The sequence below is a fragment of the Caballeronia calidae genome (genome assembly GCF_900044055.2).
GTDB lineage: Bacteria > Pseudomonadota > Gammaproteobacteria > Burkholderiales > Burkholderiaceae > Caballeronia > Caballeronia calidae.
This window is the reverse complement of the sequence record NZ_FCOX02000013.1, coordinates 53743-76803: the sequence shown is the minus strand read 5'-3', so window position 1 is coordinate 76803 and position 23061 is coordinate 53743. Positions and strand designations below refer to the sequence as shown.

The 23061-nt window shown below is 62.0% G+C and carries 19 protein-coding genes and 2 pseudogenes; 6 read left to right on the top strand and 15 right to left on the bottom strand.

Features of this window, described 5'->3' with window-relative positions:
* Positions 1-138: 138 nt before the first annotated feature.
* The 3 genes from AWB78_RS14510 to purB all read left to right on the top strand — a co-directional run bounded on the left by AWB78_RS14510 (position 139) and on the right by purB (position 3335).
* The gene (locus tag AWB78_RS14510) at positions 139-1164 is read left to right on the top strand and encodes an aminoglycoside phosphotransferase family protein (protein ID WP_062605294.1); all 1026 of its coding nucleotides are present in this window, start codon (positions 139-141) and stop codon (positions 1162-1164) included.
* Positions 1165-1170: 6 nt separating this feature from the next.
* Positions 1171-1872 (top strand): N-acetylmuramate alpha-1-phosphate uridylyltransferase MurU, encoded by a 702-nt coding sequence (murU, locus tag AWB78_RS14505; RefSeq protein ID WP_062605293.1) that lies wholly within the window; start codon positions 1171-1173, stop codon positions 1870-1872.
* A 74-nt stretch (positions 1873-1946) separates the two neighbouring features.
* Positions 1947-3335 carry an adenylosuccinate lyase gene (gene purB / locus AWB78_RS14500; protein WP_062605292.1) on the top strand — a complete coding sequence of 463 codons (1389 nt, stop codon included), beginning with the start codon at positions 1947-1949 and terminating at the stop codon, positions 3333-3335.
* Between the two features lie 77 nt (positions 3336-3412).
* On the opposite strand, the gene AWB78_RS14495 is transcribed toward purB, so the two are convergent.
* The 3 genes from AWB78_RS14495 to AWB78_RS48295 all read right to left on the bottom strand — a co-directional run bounded on the left by AWB78_RS14495 (position 3413) and on the right by AWB78_RS48295 (position 5721).
* On the bottom strand, positions 3413-3910 hold the full coding sequence (locus tag AWB78_RS14495; RefSeq protein WP_062605291.1) for a gluconokinase: 498 nt from the start codon (positions 3908-3910) through the stop codon (positions 3413-3415).
* A 10-nt stretch (positions 3911-3920) separates the two neighbouring features.
* A complete protein-coding gene (locus AWB78_RS14490; RefSeq protein ID WP_062605290.1) occupies positions 3921-5285 on the bottom strand; it encodes a GntP family permease in 1365 nt (454 codons plus the stop codon).
* 280 nt (positions 5286-5565) lie between these two features.
* Entirely contained in the window at positions 5566-5721 is a 156-nt protein-coding gene (locus tag AWB78_RS48295; protein WP_232477707.1) for a YadA-like family protein, read from the bottom strand.
* Here AWB78_RS48295 and istA point away from each other — a divergent pair.
* Both istA and AWB78_RS43470 read left to right on the top strand, forming a co-directional pair.
* Entirely contained in the window at positions 5689-6675 is a 987-nt protein-coding gene (gene istA, locus AWB78_RS14485) for an IS21 family transposase (RefSeq protein WP_232477706.1), read from the top strand. The two genes, AWB78_RS48295 and istA, sit on opposite strands and share 33 nt — an antisense overlap.
* Positions 6672-6899 (top strand): annotated as a pseudogene (locus tag AWB78_RS43470) (ATP-binding protein); the annotation flags it as partial. The gene istA and the pseudogene AWB78_RS43470, both read left to right, overlap by 4 nt.
* Before the next feature lie 488 nt (positions 6900-7387).
* Here AWB78_RS43470 and AWB78_RS14475 read toward each other — a convergent pair.
* The 7 genes and pseudogenes from AWB78_RS14475 to edd all read right to left on the bottom strand — a co-directional run bounded on the left by AWB78_RS14475 (position 7388) and on the right by edd (position 15466).
* On the bottom strand, positions 7388-8047 hold the full coding sequence (locus AWB78_RS14475) for a response regulator transcription factor (RefSeq protein WP_062605288.1): 660 nt from the start codon (positions 8045-8047) through the stop codon (positions 7388-7390).
* A gap of 307 nt (positions 8048-8354) precedes the next feature.
* Positions 8355-9533: a porin gene (locus AWB78_RS14470; protein ID WP_062605287.1), complete on the bottom strand. Its 1179-nt coding sequence runs from the start codon at positions 9531-9533 to the stop codon at positions 8355-8357.
* An 843-nt stretch (positions 9534-10376) separates the two neighbouring features.
* Positions 10377-10799 carry a DUF2827 family protein gene (locus AWB78_RS14465; protein WP_062605286.1) on the bottom strand — a complete coding sequence of 141 codons (423 nt, stop codon included), beginning with the start codon at positions 10797-10799 and terminating at the stop codon, positions 10377-10379.
* Positions 10800-10871: 72 nt separating this feature from the next.
* A pseudogene (locus tag AWB78_RS43460) lies at positions 10872-11036 on the bottom strand (DUF2827 family protein); the annotation flags it as partial.
* Positions 11033-12190, bottom strand: a complete 1158-nt coding sequence (locus AWB78_RS14460; RefSeq protein ID WP_374729466.1) for a DUF2827 domain-containing protein — start codon at positions 12188-12190, stop codon at positions 11033-11035. The gene AWB78_RS14460 and the pseudogene AWB78_RS43460, both read right to left, overlap by 4 nt.
* Positions 12191-12804: 614 nt before the next feature.
* On the bottom strand, positions 12805-13437 hold the full coding sequence (gene eda, locus AWB78_RS14455) for a bifunctional 4-hydroxy-2-oxoglutarate aldolase/2-dehydro-3-deoxy-phosphogluconate aldolase (protein WP_062605285.1): 633 nt from the start codon (positions 13435-13437) through the stop codon (positions 12805-12807).
* A 79-nt stretch (positions 13438-13516) separates the two neighbouring features.
* On the bottom strand, positions 13517-15466 hold the full coding sequence (gene edd / locus AWB78_RS14450; protein WP_062605284.1) for a phosphogluconate dehydratase: 1950 nt from the start codon (positions 15464-15466) through the stop codon (positions 13517-13519).
* A 314-nt stretch (positions 15467-15780) separates the two neighbouring features.
* Here edd and AWB78_RS14445 point away from each other — a divergent pair, with 314 nt between their 5' ends.
* A complete protein-coding gene (locus AWB78_RS14445) occupies positions 15781-16620 on the top strand; it encodes a MurR/RpiR family transcriptional regulator (protein ID WP_062605283.1) in 840 nt (279 codons plus the stop codon).
* A gap of 53 nt (positions 16621-16673) precedes the next feature.
* Here the strand turns inward: AWB78_RS14445 and AWB78_RS14440 are convergent, their stop codons facing one another.
* The 5 genes from AWB78_RS14440 to leuS all read right to left on the bottom strand — a co-directional run bounded on the left by AWB78_RS14440 (position 16674) and on the right by leuS (position 22802).
* Complete coding sequence (locus AWB78_RS14440) at positions 16674-17090, bottom strand: CopD family protein (protein ID WP_062605282.1); 417 nt, start codon at positions 17088-17090, stop codon at positions 16674-16676.
* A gap of 32 nt (positions 17091-17122) precedes the next feature.
* Entirely contained in the window at positions 17123-18394 is a 1272-nt protein-coding gene (locus AWB78_RS14435) for a glutamate-5-semialdehyde dehydrogenase (protein WP_062605281.1), read from the bottom strand.
* Between the two features lie 97 nt (positions 18395-18491).
* Positions 18492-19583 carry a DNA polymerase III subunit delta gene (holA, locus tag AWB78_RS14430; RefSeq protein WP_062605280.1) on the bottom strand — a complete coding sequence of 364 codons (1092 nt, stop codon included), beginning with the start codon at positions 19581-19583 and terminating at the stop codon, positions 18492-18494.
* Between the two features lie 22 nt (positions 19584-19605).
* Positions 19606-20208: an LPS-assembly lipoprotein LptE gene (locus AWB78_RS14425; protein WP_062605279.1), complete on the bottom strand. Its 603-nt coding sequence runs from the start codon at positions 20206-20208 to the stop codon at positions 19606-19608.
* Positions 20208-22802, bottom strand: a complete 2595-nt coding sequence (gene leuS, locus AWB78_RS14420) for a leucine--tRNA ligase (RefSeq protein WP_062605278.1) — start codon at positions 22800-22802, stop codon at positions 20208-20210. The genes AWB78_RS14425 and leuS overlap by 1 nt, the downstream gene beginning before the upstream one ends.
* Positions 22803-23061 lie beyond the last annotated feature (259 nt).

Genomic DNA, 23061 nt, shown 5'->3' with positions numbered 1-23061 from the left:
CGGTCCTTGCCAAGCGGGAACGACACTCCATCGAACGGTGACGCTCACAGTCGTCGGGGGCCTGGCGCCAGGCGTGAAACGGATCGCTTAAAAAAGTCGTGGGGTATTATATGGCAAGATGTTTGGCCCCTCGAATTTATGACGCACATTCCTTCCGACGCCCGCCTGAACCAACTCCGCTCGTGGCTCGACAATTTCACCGGACACTACCGGCTGAACCTCGCGAGTCTCGCTCCCGCCTCCGCCGATGCAAGCTTTCGCCGCTATTTCCGGCTGGAAAGCGATTCGACGTTCGGCAAGACCCTCATCGCCGTCGATGCGCCGCCGCCGGAAAAGTGCCGGGAGTTCGTGCAAGTCGCAGGTCTGCTCGAAGCGGCGAACGTGCACGTGCCAAAAATTCTCGAAGCCGATTTCGACGCCGGCTTCATGCTCGTGACCGATCTCGGCACGACGACTTACATTTCCGTTCTCGACGAGAAAAACGCGCGGCCTTTGATGCGCTCCGCGATCGACACGCTGATCCAATTCCAGCAAACCGCGCGCGAAGGCGTGCTGCCGGTCTTCGACGAAGCGTTTCTGCGCCGCGAGATGGAACTGCTGCCCGAATGGTTCATCGGCCGCCATCTGGGCCGGGAAGTCACCGCCGACGAGCGCAAGACGCTCGACGAAACGTTCGCGCTGCTCGTGCAGAGCGCGCTCGCGCAGCCGCAAACCTTCATGCTGCGCGACTACATGCCGCGCAATCTGATGGTGTGCGAGCCAAATCCCGGCGTGCTGGACTTCCAGGACGCGGTGTACGGCCCGATCACCTACGACATGGCGTCGTTGATGCGCGACGCGTTCATCAGCTGGGACGAAGAGTTTCAGCTCGATTGCGTCGCCTATTACTGGGAGCGCGCGAAGAAAGCCGGGCTTCCGGTCGATCCGGATTTCGGCGAGTTCTACCGCCAGCTCGAATGGATGGGCCTGCAGCGCCATATCAAGGTGCTCGGTCTTTTCGCGCGCATCCACTATCGCGACGGCAAGCCGCGTTATCTCGCCGATCTGCCGCGCTTCATCGGCTATGCGCGCAAGGTCGCCGAGCGCTATGCGCCGCTGTGGCCGTTCGCGCGGCTGCTCGATTCGCTGGAAGGCCGCGCGGTCGAAGTCGGCTATACCTTTTAAATCACGATGACGCACGCTTTGAAAACGGCGATGATCTTCGCCGCCGGACGCGGCGAACGCATGCGCCCGCTCACCGATACCTGTCCGAAACCGTTGCTCGAAGCCGGTGGCAAGCCGCTCATCGTGTGGCAGATCGAGCGCCTCGCGGCGGCAGGCGTGCAAACGATCGTCATCAATCATGCGTGGCTCGGCGAGCAGATGGAAAAGGCGCTCGGGCGTGGCTCGCGTTGGGGCGTCGAATTGCGCTATTCGCCCGAGACCGAGGCGCTGGAAACGGCGGGCGGCATCGCGCAGGCGCTGCATCTGATCGGGGATGGCGTGTTCATCGCGGTGAGCGGCGACGTCTTCTGCGATTTCGATTACGCGACCTTGCGTGACCGCGCCACAGCGCTGGAAACACGCGACGAACCTGGCATCCATCTCGTGATGGTGCCGAACCCGCCGTTTCATCCCAAAGGCGATTTCGCTTTGCACGACGGCACGCTCGCGCTCGATGGCGAGCCGCGCTTCACCTTCGGCAACATCGGCCTCTACGACACCCGCATGTTTCGCGATCTCGCACCCGGCACGCGCCGCGCGCTCACGCCCTACTACCGCGCAGCCGTCGCGGCGGGACGCGCGAGCGGCGAGCTTTACACAGGCCGCTGGGAGAATGTCGGCACGCCCGCGCAGCTGGAAGCACTCGACCGAGAACTGCGCAGCCGCTGAGCGCCCGGGAATGGGACGCATCCGATGGTAAAATGCGCGGTTCTCCCGTCTTTTCCTTCCTGCGGCACGCAATCATGTCCGATACCCGTCCCGATACCCTCTTTGCGCTCACCGCGCTCTCGCCGCTCGACGGCCGCTACGCCGCCAAGACCGAAGCCCTGCGCGACTGGCTCTCCGAAGCCGCATTCATGCGTCATCGCGTGACGGTCGAAATTCACTGGCTGATCGCGCTGTCGCGTGCGGGCTTCGCGGAAGTGCCGCGCTTTTCCGAAGCGTCCGAGCAGTTCCTGCTGAGCCTCGCCGAGCGCTTCACCGCGCACGACGCCGCGCGCATCAAGGACATCGAGCGCGTCACGAATCACGATGTGAAGGCCGTCGAATACTGGCTCAAGGAGTCGGTCAAGGGCCAGCCGGAACTCGAACGCGCCAGCGAGTTCATCCACTTCGCGTGCACGTCGGAAGACATCAACAACACATCGCACGGACTGATGCTCGCCGGCGCGCGCGAGCGCGTTATCCTGCCTGCGCTGCGCTCGGTGCATGAACGCCTCGTGAAGCTCGCGCATGCGCACGCCGAGCAGCCGATGCTCTCGCGCACGCACGGCCAGCCCGCCAGCCCCACGACGCTCGGCAAGGAAATCGCCAACGTCGGCGCGCGTCTCGCGCGTGCGATCCAGCGCATCGAGAAAGTCGAGCTGCTCGGCAAGATGAACGGCGCGGTCGGCAACTTCAACGCGCATCTGTCGGCGTATCCGGAGTTCGACTGGGAAGCGTTCTCGAAGGATGTCGTCGAGAATCGCCTGAAGCTCACGTTCAATCCATACACGATCCAGATCGAGCCGCACGACTACATGGCCGAACTGTTCGACGCCGTCGCGCGCGCAAATACGATCCTGCTCGACCTCGATCGCGATGTCTGGGGCTATATCTCGCTCGGCTACTTCAAGCAAAAGACGAAGGCCGGTGAGATCGGTTCGTCGACGATGCCGCACAAGGTCAATCCGATCGATTTCGAAAACTCCGAAGGCAACCTCGGCCTCGCGAACGGGACGCTGCGCCATCTCTCGGAAAAGCTGCCGGTGTCGCGCTGGCAACGCGATCTGACGGATTCGACCGTGCTGCGCAACATCGGCGTGGCGTTCGGCTATTCGCTGCTTGCGTACGACGCGCTGATCCGCGGCCTCGACAAGCTGGAAGTGAACGCGGCTCGCCTGAACGAAGACCTCGACAACACGTGGGAAGTGCTCGCGGAGCCGGTTCAGACGGTGATGCGCCGCTATGGCATCGAGAATCCGTATGAGCAATTGAAGGAGCTCACGCGCGGCAAAGGCATCACGCGCGAGGCACTGCAGACTTTCATCGGCGGACTGGCGATTCCGGCCGATGCGAAGAAGCTGCTGCTGGAGATGACGCCCGGCTCGTATATCGGCAAGGCCGTCGAACTGGCGAAGCGCATCGCTTAAAGATCGCGCGGCATCGCACCAATGAGAAAGGCCCCGCGTCTCGCGACGCGGGGCCTTTTTCTTGATCGAAGCGCCAATCAGTCGCGCGTCTTGAGTTCCTCAATCACGATATCGACGATCTCCTCGGGCGTATGCTCGATGCTCACGATGATCGCCTCGTCCTCACCCGGTGGTTCGAGCGTATCGAGCTGGCTCTGCAGCAGCGACGGTTCGAAGAAGTGGCCCGTGCGCGATCCAAGCCGCTCGTGCAAAACCTCGAACGTGCCTTCGAGATAGACGAAGCACACGTCCTTGTCGCCCTCGCGCAGGATGTCGCGATACGAACGTTTCAGCGACGAACACGTGAACACGGCTGTCTCACCCGCGCGCTGCTTTTCCTCGATCGCGGCGCGAATCGTCCTCAGCCACGGCCAACGGTCGTCGTCCGTCAAAGGGATGCCCTTGTGCATCTTTTCCTTATTCGCGGCGCTGTGAAACGCGTCGCCATCGGTGAACGAACATTGCAAGCGTTCCGCCAGCAGTTCGCCGATCAAAGACTTGCCGGCGCCCGACACGCCCATCGCGATCAAAATCATCTGATTCTCCTTAGACGAACGCCGCAAGCACGAAGGTCAAACCGAGGCCCATCAGGGAAATGATGGTCTCGAGCAACGACCACGTCTTGAACGTTTGTCCGACCGTCATCCCGAAATACTCTTTGATCAGCCAGAAGCCGCCATCGTTCACATGCGAAAAAATCAGCGAGCCGGAGCCGGTGGCGAGCACCAGCAGTTCCGGACTCGTGTGGCCGCCGGCCGCGGCAGCGATCGGCGCGACGATGCCGCAGGCGGTGGTCATCGCGACGGTCGCCGAGCCGGTGGCAAGACGGATCAGCGCGGCGACGAACCAGCCGAGCAAGAGCGGCGACAAGTTCGCCTGCGACGCGGTGGCGACGATCTGCTGGGAGATGCCGCTATCGCGCAGAACCTGGCCGAAACCGCCACCCGCACCGACGATCAGCGTGATGCCCGCGATCGGCGCGAGACATTCGCCGCAGAACTTCTGGATCTGCTCGCGATTGAAGCCGCGTGCCGCGCCGAAGGTCCAGAAGCTGACCAGCACGGCGATCAGGAGCGCCATGTCCGATTGTCCGATGAAGCGCAGCAGATCATTCGGCAGCGTTTTCGGCGCGAAGACGAGATCCGCCCAGCTTCCGACCAGCATCAGAATGACCGGCAGCAGAATGGTGAACAGCGTGATGCCGAAGCTCGGCAGATCGCGCTTCGTCTGCGTATCGCCGTGCTTTTCGGTGAACTGGTCGGCGAGCGCGTTCGCATCCGGCAGTTTGATGTATTTGTGGATCAGGAGCGCGAACAGCGGACCCGCGACGATCGCCGTCGGCACGCCGACGATCAGGCCGTAGGCAATCGTCTTGCCGATGTCGGCGTGATATTGCTGCACCGCGAGCAGCGCGGCCGGGTGCGGCGGAATCAGGCCATGGACCACCGAGAGGCCGGCGACCATCGGCAGGCCGATCAGCAGCAGCGATTTGCCGGTGCGTTTGGCGACGTTGAACGCGATCGGAATCAGCAGCACGAAGCCGACTTCGAAGAACACCGGCAAGCCGACGATGATCGCGACGACCATCATCGCCCAGTGGATGTTTTTTTCGCCGAACAGATGAATCAGCGTATTCGCGATGCGCTCGGCGCCGCCCGATTCGGCCATCATCTTGCCGAGCATCGTACCCAGACCGACCACGACCGCAATGTGGCCGAGCGTGTTGCCGTTGCCGGTTTCGAACGACTTCACGATTTTGTCCATAGGCATGCCGACCGCGAGGGCCAGCAGCACGGACACGATCATGAGAACGAGGAACGGGTAAACCTTGTAGCGCGCGATCATCAGGATCAGAACCGCGATCGCGATCACCGCGTAGAGCAAGAGCATGCTCCCGTGGACGGCTGGCATAACGCCTCCTTTGATTTTGTTGAGGTTTGTGCGCTATGTATGCGTTTGCCGTCGCTGCACTGCACACATCGGCAATGTCCAGCAAGCGCAAACACGGCGCTGGGCAACGGAATTTTACTTGCTGGCGGGCAAATCGACTGCAAAACGCGCTCGGCACAGGAACGTGGCCGTTCCGTCGTCAGTCGGACGTCAAGAGAAAAAAACCGATGCTCTGCCGAGACATCGGTTCGAATTGCCGGAAACGCGTTGGAACTCGCGCGCGTTGGCACCGCGCACTCTCTTACCAGCGATACGATCCGATCGCTCCGTATACCGTACCGCCGCGGGTGGTGCCCGCATCGGCCTTCAGCATGAGGTTCTGCGTGACGCGAAGGTTCAGCGCGACCGCCGCAGCGCCGTAGCCCTGGTACGACGCACCGCCGACACCGATGGACACGGTTTTGTCCTGGTCGATTTGATCCGAGAAGTTCGTCCACCCAAGCAGCGTGGCTTCGAGGTGCGCTTCGAGACGCCGGCTGGAGCTCAAGCTCAGGTGGACTTTGCTCACTTCAATGTCGAATTTGATGACGTCCCTGGACAGCGGCGCTCGATCTGGTTGTTCTCGCTCGTGCTTGGACACAGCCGTTATTTGTGGGGCCGCTTCGTCGAGCACCAAGACCTTCAAACGGTTTTGCGCTGTCACATGGAAGCGTTTGAGCACATCGGCGGTGTTCCTCGAGAGGTGCTTTACGACCGCATGAAGGCGGCCGTGCTGGGCGAAGTCGAGAAGCACATCGTCTACAACGCAAAGCTCGTCGCATTCGCGCAGCACTATGGCTTTGCTCCGCGCGCATGCAAGGCATATCGCGTCGAACGCCCATTTCGATACATCCGTCAGGACTTCTTCCTCGCTCGACGATTTCAGAATCTTGCCGACATGAATCGCCAGTTGCGTGAGTGGCTTGACTCAGTAGCCAATGTTCGTGTGCATGGCACGACGCACCGAGTTGTCGCGGAGCATTTTCTTGAGGAGCGCCCGACGTTGCAAGCGCTTCCCGCCGGTTTGTTCAATGGCGTGATCCGACTCGAGCGGCGTGTGAGTCACGAAGGACTCGTCTCAGTCGGCGGAAACTACTATAGCGTGCCCGACCGAACTCGCAAACGCACCCTCGAAGTTCACAGTCTGGCTCACGAAATCCGGATCTACGAGCAGGGCGAACTGCTGGCAGTGCACCCCGTGCTGGAAGGCCGACGACGAACGTCACTGCTGCCTGGCCATAGGCGCTCCGGTAAGCGCAAGCCGCAAACCGGACGCGCGCTGCCGTCTTCAAATACACGCGTCGCACGCCGGCCCCTATCGTTCTATGATCAGGTCGCAAAACGCCTAGCTGACGTTGGGAGGCACGCATGAACAGCGTTCCAAGCTCGACTGTCGAGCGGATACAGCGTTACCTCGTTGGCTTGCGCATGCCACGCGCTCTCGAAGCTCTAGATGCCACTCTGAAGCGCTTTGAGCAGGGCGACAACTCAATGCTGGAAGTGCTCGAGACGCTGCTGGGCGAGGAATTCACTACTCGCGAGACACGGCGTATTCGGATGGCACTACAGACGGCAAGACTGGGCACAATCAAGACTCCACGCACTCGTACACGTTCGCCCATGCGCCGCTGCTATCCGGAAACCATCAGTCAATTGGCCGACCGCTGGACGGTACTAGTAAACGAGTTGAACCGCTACAAGGACGGGAGGTACCCCGACCTGCTCTATCGAGACGTGCTTCAGTTCATTCGGGAAGTCGAGCGTCTTGTCATCCCCGATCCGTTCGAACAGGACATACTCATTACGTCCCGCAGTCTGGTTGAGCAAGGGGATCCCAAGACAGCGATGTTCAAGGTGCATGAAGTCCTAAGCGGGCGGCTCTCATCGCGCGCTCAAGCTCTGCGCCTCCGCGTCGTTGATTGGTGCCCTACCGGCGTATTGACTACGAATCCCGGGAAAGCCGCTGATCGCGATTCTGTCACTGTCAGACGTCGCCGCTCTACCTGATAAGGCTGCGATGTGCCGAATGATCGAGGGCTCTGTGCGACTACACGGACCGGCGATCGATCGCTAATCCTGACGCCTCAGCTTAGGCGATACCCAACACCGCGGATGGTCAAGATGGTGTCTTCGCCGAGCTTGCGGCGCAAACTATTCACGTAGACCTGAATCGTGTTTGTGCCGCTTTCTTCCTTTCCAGCGCTTGCGTACACCTTCTTCTTGAGTTCCGCCATACTCACTACGGCCGCGGGCACTTCAATCAAGGCGTGCAATACCGCAAATTCCCGCGGCGTGAGATGCAGCGGCTTGCCCGCAATTTTTGCTTCGCGCGCAGTGGGGTCGAGCATCAGTTCACCGTGCCGAAACAATTTTTGCGCGTGCCCTTTGCGTCGGCGTAACCAAAAGTGAACCCTGGCCGAGAGCTCGTCTTGATCCAACGGCCTCGTCATATGATCGTCCGCCCCGGCATACAGTCCGCGTACGCGCTCGGCGGCTTCCCCTTGTTCTGTCAGGATGATCGCAGGGGTTGTGCCACCGGCTTTTCGGTGGCTAATGAGCAGTTCGATGCTGTCGAGTTGCGGAACATTCAGTGCCAGTAGCAGGAGATCATAATTTTCGCGGGAGAGCGCCTGCCTGGCAGCGGCGCCATCACTTTTCCAGTCTATTGAATAGTCCGCGAGCCGCATCCACGCAATCACTGTTTCGGCTTTTGCGTCATCGCCCTCAACCAAGAGTAACCGCATTGCAGAGAGTCATTAAAAATCCAACGATGGTCTTAGCCCTCGCGGCTGACCGTCGTGCATCGATGGATTTAATTGTCGTTCAGTTTAGTTGCAATGAATCTTGCATTGCCCGAATGGGAGGCGCACCTCGAACCACGGTTGCTTCGCAAAACATTTTACAGCAATGACGTTCAAACTTGTCTCGGTAGAGTCCAACAACGCCGCCTTGCCGAGCGCATAGCCGCGCGAGGCCAGTCAACCCGTCGCAATAAACAAAAAAGCTCGAACGCAAACGCGTTCGAGCTTTTCCGTGGTGGCCTAGATGTGCTTAGAACTTGTGGCGAACACCGACGATCACGATTTCCTGATGGTCCGAGCCGCTTGGTGAGAAGCCGCTGCCGCCGTACGAACCGACCGAAGCTTGTGCAGAGGAAGTCACGCCAGCCGCGTCCTTCTGCGTGCCGCTTGCCTTCTGCCATGCGCCGACAGCGTACAGGTCCGTGCGCTTCGACAGCGAGTAGTCGGCACCCAAGCTGACCTGATTGTAGTGGGCACCCGTATCGCCGCTTGCCTTCGTGTACGTGTAGCCAAGGCCGAGCAGCATCGCCGGCGTAGCCTGGAAATTCACGAACGCGTTGCCCGTGTTGAACTTCTCCTGTGACGTGAACGTCGAGTTGCCGTCGCTCTTGTACTGCGCGAAGCTATACGAAGCGCCGAACGTCATCGGGCCGACTGAGTATTGGCCGGCAGCGCGCGCGATGCCGATCGAGTGCGCCGTCTGATAGCCGTTGTTGATCGTGCTGTTGAACAGCGAATCCGACGACGGGCTGTTCCAGCCGCCGGCCGGGCTAGTCGTGCGGCCGGCGCTCGGGTTGTTCACGTACAGGTAGCTGGCCGCGAGAGCCAACGGGCCGTTGTTATACGTTGCTGCGCCCGACCACGTCTGGCCTTGGCCGGTCGCGCCTGCCAGGTTGCTGAAGCCGTACAACCCTTCCAACTGGAAGCCGGCGAAGTTCGGCGAAACGTACTTGACGGCGTTCGACACGCGAAGGCTGTTGTCGTAGTTGTCGACGTCACCCGGCGTTGCGATGATGGCGCCCCAGTAGTTGTCACCGGTGATGCCTTGCACCATGTCGACCGACGGGTCGTATTGGCGACCGAACGTGACCGTGCCCCACTGGTTGCCGCTCAAGCCGACGTATGCCTGACGGCCGAATTCGCGGCCGCCCTGGTTCAGTGTGCCGGTGCCGACGTCAAAGCCGTTTTCCAATTGGAAAATCGCCTTCATGCCGCCACCCAAGTCTTCCTGACCCTTCAAGCCCCAACGGCTGCCCGATAGGTTGCCGCTGATCATGCCAAAGAGGTGATCGCCATTCGCGTTGGCGTGACTCACGTAACCCAGACCAGTATCGATCACGCCATAGAGCGTCACGCTGTTTTGGGCTTGTGCTGCGCCGGTGACGCCGAGGAGCGCCAGCGAGAGCGTCGCGATTTTCGTTCGGTTCATACAATACACTCCGGTATTTATAGGTTGTGCGCTAATGACGAAGCGAAGGATACCGCTTGCTTGGCCCCGTTTCATAATATGTTGCAATTCCGCGACACATTTGGTTTCATCCATTACAGGCCCCAAAGCGTCCTCGTATTCGGACAGCGCAACGGCTGACTTGAACCGTATTGCGAACTGATGACGGTCCGGAAGAAAGCATCACTTCGGATTGAACTAATCCGCTTGGCCGCAGTCTATGGGCCGCTGGCGTAGGGTCCAGCCGCGTCCTCCCGCGCCGAAGCCCCACTTCGCGTTCCGGCATTCACGTCAAGCTTTAACCAGCGCCGCTAGTAATGCGAATTCAGTTTCAATTTCCGCTGCCGATTCTGTGGAAGCCGATCAGCATCTGGGCCGATTAGCCAGTCAGATAATATGAAGCGGGAATAAGCGGCGGATGCGGGAATAAGCGGATGCGGGAATAAGCAATCCGTGGCAATCGAAGTCCGGCTTCTCATACTCGGCTATCCGGCTATCTCGAATTCGGCGGATACCACAGTCCGCGTTGCCTCGTTTGGGTGTGCTACCCGACTTACTTTTATGCGAACCAAAAGCACAGCGATGCGCCGACGCCGCACGTGACGATAGGCTGTCCATCGAATCGGTCGGGTCCGGATTGTCCTGGAAGCCGCGCATGGCCCGGACCGCGGACCGGACCGTCGACCGGTTGCGCGGCGGTCGACTTCAGCTTTTAGTGCGATCGCGCGTGTCGGTTTTCTCCGGACGAGCGCGCCACTTAGGTGTCACGCGAACTCGCCCGAGCGGTGACTCTAAAGCGCGTCGGCACACTTTTTAAGGAGGCGTTTAGCGTCTTTTGTGCCGGAATGCTGTGCCGCGCGCCGCGCGGTCGGCCGCAAAGCCTTGCGCAGTAAGGCTCCGCGATTTCCCGAGTCGAACGCAGTATGACACCAGATGCACGCCGCGCTGCTTCAGATAGTCCGTCGCCATCGGATCCATCTGACCGCCGAGCTCGATCAGCACGTCGAGATCGTCCTTGACGTCGTGGAAGATTCTGGTGGGCCAGCGATCCAGATCCCACGGCAACTGATCGGTGATGCGGATATGCGTCGTGTTGACGAGCACGACGCTTTGCACATTAGGACAATTCTTGAGCGCTTCCGCCAGAAACACGGCGTTCTGCTTGATGCCGATGTTCCACAGCGTTTCGGCCTCGTGATGCAGTCCGATCGTGATACCAATACGCAGCTTCTTTATTGCCCGCTCCATTGCCCTGTTGCTCGTTCATCGCTTCGTCGAATGTCTTCGTCATGTTTGGGCAACTACTATGTGATCGACATCGAGATACGTGGATTTGACGCGCGGCGAGCGAGTCAGCAGCATGACCAGATAAAGGCAGTTCTGAAAGATGCCGTTTTCCCAGAGCGATTGCTCGCCCTTGCGAATAAAGATCGATACGCCGACATTCAGCCGCTCCGGCATACGGCTACTGGCTTGCTTGTTCATACGCCGAGCTTCGCCCCACTGCGATGACAGAGATGCAGCAACCGGTCCGCGAAGGCGTGCAGGTTGGCTTGATTGAACGGATTGACCGCATCGATGACGCGCTGCGCACGCTGGCGATAATCGGCGAGCGACGCGTCGTGTTCACGCGCGGCGCGCAGCAACTGGCGACCGCCTTCCTGCGCGTTGAAACCGGGGTAGTAGTAGCCCGCGTCCAACCACTGCGAGTTGTGCACGAGCGGATAGCCGCCATAGAGCACGTCGAGATACAGATAGTTCTGGTCGTTGCCCCACTGATGCGATACCACCGCGTCGGCGAATTGCGCCATGAAGCCGGCGATGTCATTGCGGCCGTGAAACGTCGCCTTGCTGTCCTTGACGATATTCAGCGAGTTGGCCATGTAGGTGAGCGTCGGGTGATCCTTCATGTGCAGCGTATTGAGCACGTGCATATGCGAAACGCTCGAAGGATCGGCGCGATACGCCTCTTCGCAAACGAGCATCGGAATGCTGGACGTTTTGACGACTGAAATGTTGGGTTCGAACATGGCCACGCGGAAACCTTGAGTGTGCGGCGGCCCCTGCAACGCGACATCGGTTCGTTTCTGATAGCCGTACGTGAGTCCATGCTCATTGACTTCGGCGATGCGCCGTTCGAGAAGCTGCGGATGCCAGATGAACGGAATCAGGTGCACGTCGCAACGATGCAGCGTGCGCATCATCGGGACGGAGAGGCGATCCTTCGGCATCAGCCACACTTCGTCGTAACGCTCCGGTCGCATGAAGTGGAGGGGCTTGTCGAACACCGGCGCCTCCACCAGTCCGACATACGGCTGACCGCAGCAGTAATACACCACCTTCTTGCCCCGGGCGCGCATGAGATCGAGCCATTGCGTGTCGAGTGCGCCGCCCATTTCGAATACGACTTCCACTGCGTCGGTCGCTTCCTGAATGCACATGATGTGCAAACCTTTCGACGCCGTAGCGACTTGCGGTGGCATGGCGTTCTGATCGCCGACATCGATCAGCGAAACGCTTTCCACGAATGGAAGTTTCTGCAGTACTTCAGCAAAAAAGATCACATTCTGACCAAGACCGTTTTGCCAGATGTTCTGACCGTGATGCGTGACGACTGAAATTCCGACTCGAATAGTCACCGGATTTATATCCCAAAAATACGATGATGCGCTTGTAGAAAAAGCCGCTGCTTCAATCCTTAGCGATCCGCATCATGCTGCAGCACGCGCGCCGGAGCGGCGCGCTACGATCGCTTCAAAGCCATGCCCGAGAGACGAGAGGGCGATAAGGGTAGCGGCTGCGCCCCTGTATGCATCTTCGATGAGATCAAGTACATAGAATAATCTCTAAATTTAACAATCTTTGAGATTTAATGAGATTAGTCTTATCGCGATGGCGGGCGCAATAAATTGAAGTGGCGTTCACTATTTCGATTCGATTATCGATGTGCTTCAAAAGCTGAATCGAACGGCATCGAAATGCCGTGGACGCCAAATCAATGATCGCAGCATGCGTCTTACAGCAGACATTCAATAAGACGCGCATCTGAATGCATGATGCGGTGAACCGTCAACGCTGGGGAAATGATTCGGCTCGAGGCCAGGCGACGATGAGCGTGACGCGATCGACGGCGAGCGACTGGTCCGGCGATGCGAAGGATGGGAGCGGAGATGGATCAAGCCGTCCGCAGACGGCGGTTGCCGGAAAACGGCGATGAAAGCGCGACGCGTGGCGTCGCGCTTTCGCGAAAGCTTCAGTTGTGCGGCGCGAGTTCGCTCGCGGCACGCGCGAGCCGCGTGACTTCTTCCCAATTCTGCGCCGCCAGCGCGGCTTTCGGCGTCAGCCATGAACCGCCGACGCACACCACGTTGGGCTGCGCAAGGAAGCTCGTCGCGGTCTCCGCCGTGATGCCGCCCGTCGGACAGAATTTCAGATTCGGGAACGGTCCGTAGAACGCCTGCAACATCGGAATTCCGCCCGCCTGCTGCGCCGGGAAGAACTTGACGATCTCGTAGCCCAGTTCCATCGCCGTGATGATGTCGCTCGGCGTCATCACGCCCGGGAGGAGCGGCAGACCGGCATCCTGCGCGGCTTTGTGCATGTCCCTGGTGAGACCGGGCGACACGCCGAACTGCGCACCCGCCTTCTTTGCCTGGGCGCAGTGCTCGGGCTTCGTGATGGTGCCTACACCGACGACGATATCGTCCGCCAGCTCGCTCGCGCGCTCGATCGCGCCGATGCCCGCCGGCGTTCGCAGCGTGATCTCCAGCACCTTCACGCCGCCCGCGTGCAGCGCGCGCGACACGTGTTCGCCCTGCTCGACCGTTTCGAAAGCGAGGACCGGAATCACCGGCCCGAGACGCACGATTTCACTCACCGTTTTCATTTGTTGCGACTCCTGGTCTTTGATGCGGCACCTGTTCCATCGGTCCGCGGGTTTCTCTCAGATTCGAGCGCGTGCGCACTCAATGCGCGGCGTGCGCCTTGTTCAGCGCCGACGCCGCCGCGCGCGCGTTGTCGCGAAGCGCGTTTCTTTCCTGCGTGTTCGCCGCGCCGTTCGCCTGCCCGTCCTGGCCGGCCGATGCGCCGATCAGCGCGCCGAACACCGAAGCGCCCTCTTCCGCCGGCAGCGCCGCGCTACGGAACACGCCGAACAACTCGCGCCCGAAGCCGGCTTCGTTCTCCGCCTGGTTCCGCGGCGCTTCGACCACGCGCGCTTCCCACTCGCTCGCGCCGATCTCGATGTCGAGCACGCCCGCGGGCGCGTCGATGACGAGCATGTCGCCGGTGCGCACCTTGCCGAGCGGACCTTGCAGCAGCGCTTCAGGCGACACGTGAATAACAGCCGGCACCTTGCCCGACGCACCCGACATGCGACCGTCCGTCACCAGCGCGACATGGAAGCCCTGATCCTGCAACACGCCGAGAAGCGGCGTCAACCGATGCAGCTCCGGCATCCCGTTCGCGCGCGCGCCCTGGAAACGCACGACGGCGACGAAATCGCGCTTCAGTTCGCCCTTGTCGAACGCTTCCTGCACTTCTTCCTGCGAATTGAAGACGATGGCCGGCGCCTTCACCACGCGATGCTCCGGCGCCACCGCCGAGATCTTGATCACGCCGCGACCGAGCTTGCCCTGCATCAGACGCAGTCCGCCGTCCGGCTGGAAAGGCTCGCCGATGCCGCGCAGCACCTTGGTGTCGTGGCTTTCCTCAGCGCCGTCGACCCATTGCAGCTTGCCGTCGATGAGCTTCGGCTCCTTCGTGTAATGCGACAGACCTCGGCCGACGACCGTCTGCACGTCCTCATGCAGCAAGCCGCCTTCGAGCAGGTTGCGCACGAGGAACGCGACGCCGCCCGCCGCGTGGAAGTGGTTCACGTCGGCCTTGCCGTTCGGGTAGATCTTCGCGAGCAGCGGCACCGCTTGCGAGAGTTCGTCGAAATCGTTCCAGTCGATGACGATGCCCGCCGCACGCGCGATCGCCACGAGATGCAGCGTGTGATTGGTCGAGCCGCCCGTCGCCAGCAGCGCGACGATGCCGTTCACGATGGCCTTTTCATCGACGACATGGCCGATCGGCGTGTAGTTGCCGCGTTCGAATGTGAGATCGAGCACCCGGCGCGCCGCCTCGGCGGTGAGCGCATCGCGCAACGGCGTGTGCGGATGCACGAAAGCCGCGCTCGGCAGATGTAGGCCCATCACCTCCATCAGCATCTGGTTGCTGTTGGCCGTGCCGTAGAACGTGCACGTGCCGTGACTGTGATAGGCCGCCGCTTCCGCTTCGAGCAGCGCGCCGCGGTCGCACTTGCCGGTGGCGAACTCCTGGCGCACTTTGGCCTTTTCGTCGTTGGTGAGGCCGCTCGTCATCGGGCCGGCGGGCACGAAGATCGTGGGCAGATGGCCGAATTGCAGCGCGCCGATCGCGAGCCCCGGCACGATCTTGTCGCAGACGCCCAGGCACAGCGCCGCATCGAACATGTTGTGCGTCAGCGCGACGGCCGTGCTCATCGCGATGACTTCGCGCGAGAAAAGCGACAGCTCCATGCCCGCGTTGCCCTGCGTGATGCCGTCGCACATGGCCGGCACGCCGCCCGCGAACTGCGCGATGCCGCCGTGCTCGCGCGCCGCCTGCTTGATGATGTCCGGAAAGCTCTTGTAGGGCGCATGCGCCGAGAGCATCTCGTTGTACGACGACACGATGCCGATATTCGGCTCGCGCACCGCCTTGATCGCGAACTTTTCCTGGCCCTCGAGACCGGCGAAACCGTGAGCGAGGTTCGCGCACGACAGCGCACCGCGAGCCGGAAAATGACCTTGCGCGGCGTCGATGCGCGCGAGATACGCCGCGCGCGTGGCCTTGCTGCGCTCGATGACGCGATCGGTGACTTTTTTGAGTTGCGGATGCGGGGAAACCATCGAAGCTCCTTCGTCTCACTCCCGGCGCGCCTGCCGTCGAGGATTGGGTTTTGGATAGTGCGAGGACCGGCGGTTGACTTTTGTTCTTGATGCTCGTTCCGTGTGCTCGCCGCGCAACGAAATACTAGTAGAAAAACTACATGCTGACAACGGCCTAGCGCATCTATCTGCTCAACCAGCGTTCAAATATCTAGGTTAGCCAGCGGGGCGCTCAGGGAAAACACTGAGAATGCACCACATAAACATGTAGTATTTGTACAAAGCGGATCATCCGCTATAGTCCGAAGCAATTTTCAGCATAGGCGAGATTTCCGATGTTGCTGTCCCAAGTCGAAGCGATGCGCGAGCAGTTGCGGCCGTCCGAGCGCAAGCTCGCGGATTACGTGCTCGAGGCGCCGCGCGAAGTGCTCGATCTGTCGATGACCGATTTCGCCGCGCGCGCGGGCGTGAGCCAGCCGACCATCGCCCGATTCTGTCAGGCGCTCGGTTTTTCAGGGTTTCGCGAATTCAAGATCCGCCTTGCGCAGAGCGTAGCAGCGGACGTTCCCACCGTTTATCGCGATGTGCGCAGCGACGAGCCGCCGGCGGGCGTCGCGGCGAAGGTGCTCGACCGGACCATCGGAGCGCTGATCCAGGTGCGCAACAGTCTGTCGACGGACAGCGTAGCCGCGGCGATCGAGATTCTGAGCGCCGCGCGGCGTATTGAGTTCTATGGCGCGGGCGGCTCGGGCATTGCGGCGCTCGACATGCAGCACAAGTTCTTTCGGCTGGGCGTGCCGTCGGTCGCCTACGCGGACCCGCATACCTATACGACGTCCGCCGCGCTGCTGGGCGCGAACGATGTCGTCGTCGCGATATCCAACACCGGCCGCACCCGCGACATTCTCGACGCGTGCCGATCCGCGCTGAACGGCGGAGCGAAAGTCATCGCGATCACGCACGGGAATTCGCCGCTTGCGCGCCTCGCGACGGTCGGATTGTTCGCCAATGTCGATGAAGACACCGACATCTTTTCACCCATGACGTCACGCGTTTCGCACCTCGCGATCGGCGATATTCTGGCGGTCGGACTAGCGCTCGCGCGCGGGCCGGAACTGGCGGAGAAGCTCGCCGATGCGAAAGGCGTGCTGGAAAGACGGCGGGTCGGGATTTAGCGGCCGCGCGTCGATCTGGCGAATGCGCGCGCCGCGCAGTGAATCGGGCGCTATCAGAACGGCTTGATCACGACCAGCAGCGTCGCGCCGAGCAGCCCGAGCACCGGCAGCTCATTGAACATCCGGTACCACTTGTCCGAGCGCCTGTTCTCACCGCGCTGGAACGTGTGCAGCAAGCGCCCGCAATACGCGTGATAGGCGATCAGCAACACGACGATCGTCAGCTTCGCGTGCAGCCAGCCCTGCCCCGCGCCGATTCCGGCGACGAGCCACAGCCACAGACCGCACGCGAGCGCGGGCACCGCGATGAACGTCATGAAGCGAAACAGCTTGCGCGCCATCAGCAGCAGGCGCGCGGTGGCTGCGGGGTCCGTCTCCATCGCGAGGTTCACGAAGATGCGTGGGAGATAGAAAAGCCCCGCGAACCACGAGGCGACCAGCACGATATGCAGCGATTTGATCCAGAGCATCGTTCTTCTTGCTTCTTCTCGTCCGATCGCGCTTATTGACGCACTTCGCCGCGCCCGAGCACCACATACTTGAGCGACGTCAGACCTTCCAGCCCGACCGGGCCGCGCGCGTGCAACTTGTCGTTCGAAATGCCGATTTCCGCGCCGAGCCCGAACTCGAAGCCATCGGCGAAGCGCGTCGAAGCGTTCACCATCACGCTCGCCGAATCCACTTCGCGCAGGAAGCGCATTGCGCGGTCGTGATCTTCGGTGACGATGGCATCGGTGTGATGCGATCCGTAGGTATTGATATGGTCGATGGCTTCATCGAGACCGCCGACGATCTTGATCGCGAGCACCGGCGCGAGGTATTCCGTGCTCCAGTCTTCCTCGGTCGCATCGACGAGCGCGCCGATGTTCGCCGCTTCGAGCACGCCGCGCGCTTGCCCATCGACGCGCAGTTCCACGTCTTTCGCCTGGTACGCGCGCGCGAGCATCGGCAGCGCTTCCTTCGCGATGCCGCGCGCGACGAGCAGCGTTTCCATCGTGTTGCAGGTGCCGTAACGATGCGTCTTCGCGTTGTCGCAAATGACCGCCGCCTTCGCGAGATCCGCGCGGTCGTCGACATAGACGTGGCAAATGCCGTCGAGATGCTTGATCATCGGCACGCGCGATTCTTCCATCAGGCGCGCGATCAGGCTCTTGCCACCACGCGGCACGATCACGTCGACGAACTCGGTCATCGTGATGAGCTTGCCGACCGCCGCGCGATCCGCCGTCTCGACGACCTGCACCGCGTCCTGCGGCAAGCCCGCGGCTTCCAGCCCGACGCCGATCAGCTTCGCGAGCGCCGTGTTGCATTCGAGCGCCTCGGAGCCGCCCCGCAGAATGGTCGCGTTGCCGGATTTGAGGCAGAGCGCGGCGGCGTCGATGGTCACGTTCGGCCGCGATTCGTAGATGATGCCGATCACGCCGAGCGGCACGCGCATCTGCCCGACCTGAATGCCGCTCGGCCGAAACTTGAGCCCGCTGATCTCGCCGATGGGATCGGCAAGTGCGGCCACCTGACGCAAGCCTTCGACCATCGTGTCCAGCGCCTTGTCGGAGAGCGTGAGACGGTCGATGAACGCAGCGTCGTGACCCTTTTCGCGTGCGCGGGCGAGGTCGCGCTCGTTCGCCTGCTTCAGCGCTTCGCGCTCGCGCTCGATGGCTTCCGCGACCGCGAAGAGCGCCGCGTTCTTCGCCGCCGTCGACGCCCGCGCCATGGCGCGCGACGCCGTGCGTGCGCGGCGGCCGAGGTCGGTCATGTATTGATCGATGTTCATCGTGAGTCTCTATGTGGCCGCATTCGCAAGGAGCCGAACGCTCAAACGATCATTCTAAGCTGTTGCACGGATTGCAACAGCGCGTAACAGAAGCGCCCTAGCGACGCGGTCGTGGCGCTGGCGCCGCCTGCGCCGGCTTGCCGCCGTGCGCGACCGCCATCGCCAGTTCGAACATGCCGGCCCACGGGTCCGGCGGCGGCTCGCTGCCGCGCTTGCCCGTGCTGCCCGAGAGCCCCTTCACCTGACGGTCGAGCCGCGCCGCGAGCGACAGCGCCTTCTCCAACGCTTCGTCCGTCACCCGCGAGAGCGCCGGGCCGATCAACCGCTCGCGCGGTCCCCACACGCGGTTCTCACGCATGAGCGTGGCGAGTGGCTTGCCCGCCGCGACACCGCGCTTGATGCGCAACAGCGTGCGCACTTCCTCGACGAGCGCCCACAGCACGAGCACGGCGGCTTCGCCTTCGCCCTTCAGACCGTCGAGCATGCGCGCGAGCCGCCCGACATCGCCGGTGAGCATCGCCTCGTTGAGCTTGAACACGTCATAGCGCGCGACGTTCAGCACGGCGTCGTGAATCTGCTCGAAAGTGAGCACGCCCTCGGGATACAACAGGCCGAGTTTCTGAATTTCCTGATGCGCGGCAAGCAGATTGCCTTCCACCCGTTCCGCGATGAACGACAGCGCGCGCCGCCCTTCCTCGCCGGGCGCGACGCGCTGGCCTTGCTGCGCGAGCCGCTGGCCGACCCACATCGGCAATTGCGCGCGCTCGATCGGATCGATCTTCAGCGCGACGCCCGCGCCGAGCAAGGCCGTGAACCAGGCAGACTTCTGCGTCGCGCTGTCGAGGCGCGGCAGCGTGACGAGCGTCACGACGTCGGGATTGTCGGCGCCGGCGAGAGCTTTCAGTGATTCCGCGCCTTCCTTGCCGGGCTTGCCGGTGGGAATGCGCAGCTCGATCAGTTGACGGTCGCCGAAGAGCGACATCGACTGCGTCGCGCCGATGAGCGCGCTCCAGTCGAAGCCGCGCTCGACCGTGAACACCGTTCGGTCGGTAAAGCCGCCCGCGCGTGCGGCGGCACGGATGCGGTCGCACGCCTCCTGCGCGAGCAGATGCTCGTCGCCGTAGACGACGTACAGACCTTTCAGGCCCTTCGCGAGATGCGCTTCGAGCGCGTCGAGCTTCAGTTGCATGATGCAGTGCGAGCGCGACCGGTCACAGCGGCGGCACGGGCAGCGGCGCGCGCGGCGTGACGCCCGGCGTCTGCTCGCCCGGCGCCGGATGCAGCGAGCGCACAGTCGCGAGTCGGCGCGTCAACTGATCGACGGCGTCGTTGCGCATGTCGTTGTAGAGCAGCGTCGATTCCTGGGCCTTCGCGAGCGTGTACTGATCGCTATAGGTCATCGAGCGGTTCAGCGCAATGACGCTCGGTGGAATCAACAAGGTGCCGTCCGCGCCGAGCAGCGAATAGTTCAGGCTGTAAACGAGCTCGTACTCCTGCACCACGCCCGCCGCGTTCAGGCTCAGCGTGCGCAAGCCAGTGCCCTCGGACAGATTGAGCGTCGCGTCCGGCTTCTCGAACGGCCTGACGATCACCGTATCGCTGCCGCCCTGAACCATGCGCTCGAGGCGCGCGACCATCTGCGGCGTGCCGCCCGTGACCGCGAGCCGCTTGAACGCGTAGTCCTGCTGGCCGCGCAGCTGAAAACCGCACGCCGACAGCGTCACCGCGCCGCCGAGGAGCGCGAGGAACGAACGCCTGCTTACGCCTTTTTCGACGGCTTTCCCGGTCACATCGACTCCTCTCGTTTTGCGCATCAGACGACCACGTTGACGAGACGCCCCGGCACCACGATCACCTTCTTCGGTGCGCGGCCTTCCGCAAACTTCTCGAACATCTCGTGCGCGACCGCGGCCTTTTCGATGGCTTCGCGCGATGCGTCCTTCGCGACCGTCAGCGCGCCGCGCACCTTGCCGTTCACCTGCAGCACGAGCTCGATTTCCGATTGCTCGAGCGCGGCTTCGTCGACCTTCGGCCAGGGCGCGTCGAGCAGCGGGCCGAACTCGCCTTCGTAGCCGAGTTCCGACCACAACTGGAACGCGATGTGCGGCACCACCGGGTAGAGCACGCGCAGCAGCACGCCGAACGTCTCGTTCAACACGCCGACGCCTGCGTTCTTCGCGCCGTCGAGCGCGTTGAGCATCTTCATCGCGGCGGAAACGACCGTGTTGTACTGCAGGCGGCCGTAGTCGAAATCCGCCTGCTTGAGCACGGTGTAGATCTCGCGGCGCAGCGTTTTGTCGGCGTCGTTGAGCGTCGATGCATCGAGCTTCGCGTGCTGGCGCAGCGCATCGGCGTTGTCGTGGGCGAAGTGCCACACGCGGCGCAGGAAACGGCTCGCGCCCTCCACGCCCGCGCCCGACCATTCGAGCGATTGCTCCGGCGGCGCCGCGAACATAACGAAGAGACGTGCGGTATCGGCACCGTATTGATCGATCAAGGTCTGAGGATCGACGCCGTTGTTCTTCGACTTCGACATCTTCTCGACGCCCCCGAGCACGACCGGCTGGCCGTCCGCGTTCAGCGTGGCGCCCGTGGGGCGGCCCTTGTCGTCGTGCGCGACGGTGACTTCGAGCGGGTTGTACCAGGTCTTCTTGCCCGATGCATCCTCGCGATAGAACGTTTCGTTGAGCACCATGCCCTGCGTGAGCAGGTTCTTCGCGGGCTCGCCGAACTTGATGAGGCCCATGTCGCGCATGACCTTGGTCCAGAAGCGCGAGTACAAGAGGTGCAGAATCGCGTGCTCGATGCCGCCGATGTACTGATCCATCGGCATCCAGTAATCGGTGCGCTCGTCGACCATCGTCGTCGCGTCCGGCGCGCTGTAGCGCGAGAAGTACCAGGACGAATCGACGAAGGTGTCCATCGTGTCGGTTTCGCGCTTTGCCGCCGCGCCGCACTTCGGGCACGTGCAATTCAGAAACGCCTCGGACTTCGCGAGCGGATTGCCCGAGCCGTCCGGCACGAGGTCTTCCGGCAGCACAACGGGCAGATCCTTCTCCGGCACCGGCACGTCGCCGCAGCTCGGGCAGTGGATGATCGGAATCGGCGTGCCCCAGTAGCGCTGACGCGAAATGCCCCAGTCGCGCAGACGCCACGTGACCTGCTTGTCGCCCAGGTCTTTCGCTTTCAGGTCGACGGCGATCGCGTCGATGGCCTGCTCGGTCGTCATGCCGTCGTACTTGCCACTGTTGACGAGCTTGCCCGCGGTCTTGTCGCCGTACCACTCTTCCCAGGCGTCGGTCGAATAGGTCTTGCCCTCGACGTCGATCACCTGGTTGATCGGCAAGCCGTATTTCTTCGCAAACGCGAAATCGCGTTCGTCGTGCGACGGCACGCCCATCACCGCGCCTTCGCCGTAGGACATCAGCACATAGTTGCCGATCCACACTTCGACCTGCGCGCCCGTCAGCGGATGCGTGATGAAGAAGCCCGTGGGCACGCCCTTCTTTTCCATCGTGGCGACATCGGCTTCCGCCACGCCGCCGCGCTTGCATTCGTCGATGAACGCCTGAAGTTCCGCGTTGTCGCGCGCGAGGCGCGTAGCCAGCGGATGCTCTGCCGCGACCGCCGCGAAAGTGACGCCCATGATCGTGTCGGCGCGCGTGGTGAACACGCGCAAGAGCTTCGCTTCGCCGTCGATCTCATACGGGAAGCCGAAGTTCACGCCGAAGCTCTTGCCGATCCAGTTCTGCTGCATGACCTTGACGCGTTCGGGCCAGCCGAGGCCTTCCAGATCGTCGAGCAACTGGTCCGCGTAATCGGTGATGCGCAGGTAGTACATCGGGATTTCGCGCTTTTCGACGAGCGCGCCCGAGCGCCAGCCGCGTCCGTCGATGACCTGCTCGTTCGCGAGCACCGTCTGGTCGACCGGATCCCAGTTCACGGTGCCGGTCTTTTTGTACGCGATGCCCTTTTCAAGCATCTTGAGGAACAGCCACTGGTTCCACTTGTAGTAGTCCGGCGAGCACGTGGCGACTTCGCGCGACCAGTCGATGGCGAGGCCCATCGACTGCATCTGCTTCTTCATGTACGCGATGTTCTCGTACGTCCACTTTGCCGGCGGCACGTTGTTCGCCATCGCCGCGTTCTCGGCGGGCATGCCGAACGCGTCCCAGCCCATCGGCATCAGCGTGTTGTGGCCGTTCATGCGCAGATAACGGTACATCACGTCGTTGATGGTGTAGTTACGCACGTGCCCCATGTGCAGCTTGCCCGACGGATACGGCAGCATCGAGACGCAGTAGAACTTGGGCTTGGCCGACGTCTCGGTCGTCCGGTAGACGTCGTTCGCGCGCCAGTTGCTCTGCGCGGCGGATTCGACGTCGGCGGGTACGTATTTATCGTGCATGGTGTGGTTTGGCTTTCGGCAAATGCTGGGAACGGACCTCGGAACCTGCCGCTTTCGCTGTGAGCGGCGAGTCCTTGCGCGGCGCTAGTGTCATGACCCTGAGCGCTGACACGGCGCGGCGTCGGATTTCGGGTCTGCCTGGCTCGGGCAGGCCCGCCGAACGGGGAAATGGCGATTATACCGTCCCGTTTACCTGCGCTGTCGCGTGGTCCGGCCTTCAAAACGTAGTTTCCGCACGAACGCGAACATCGGCAATTCG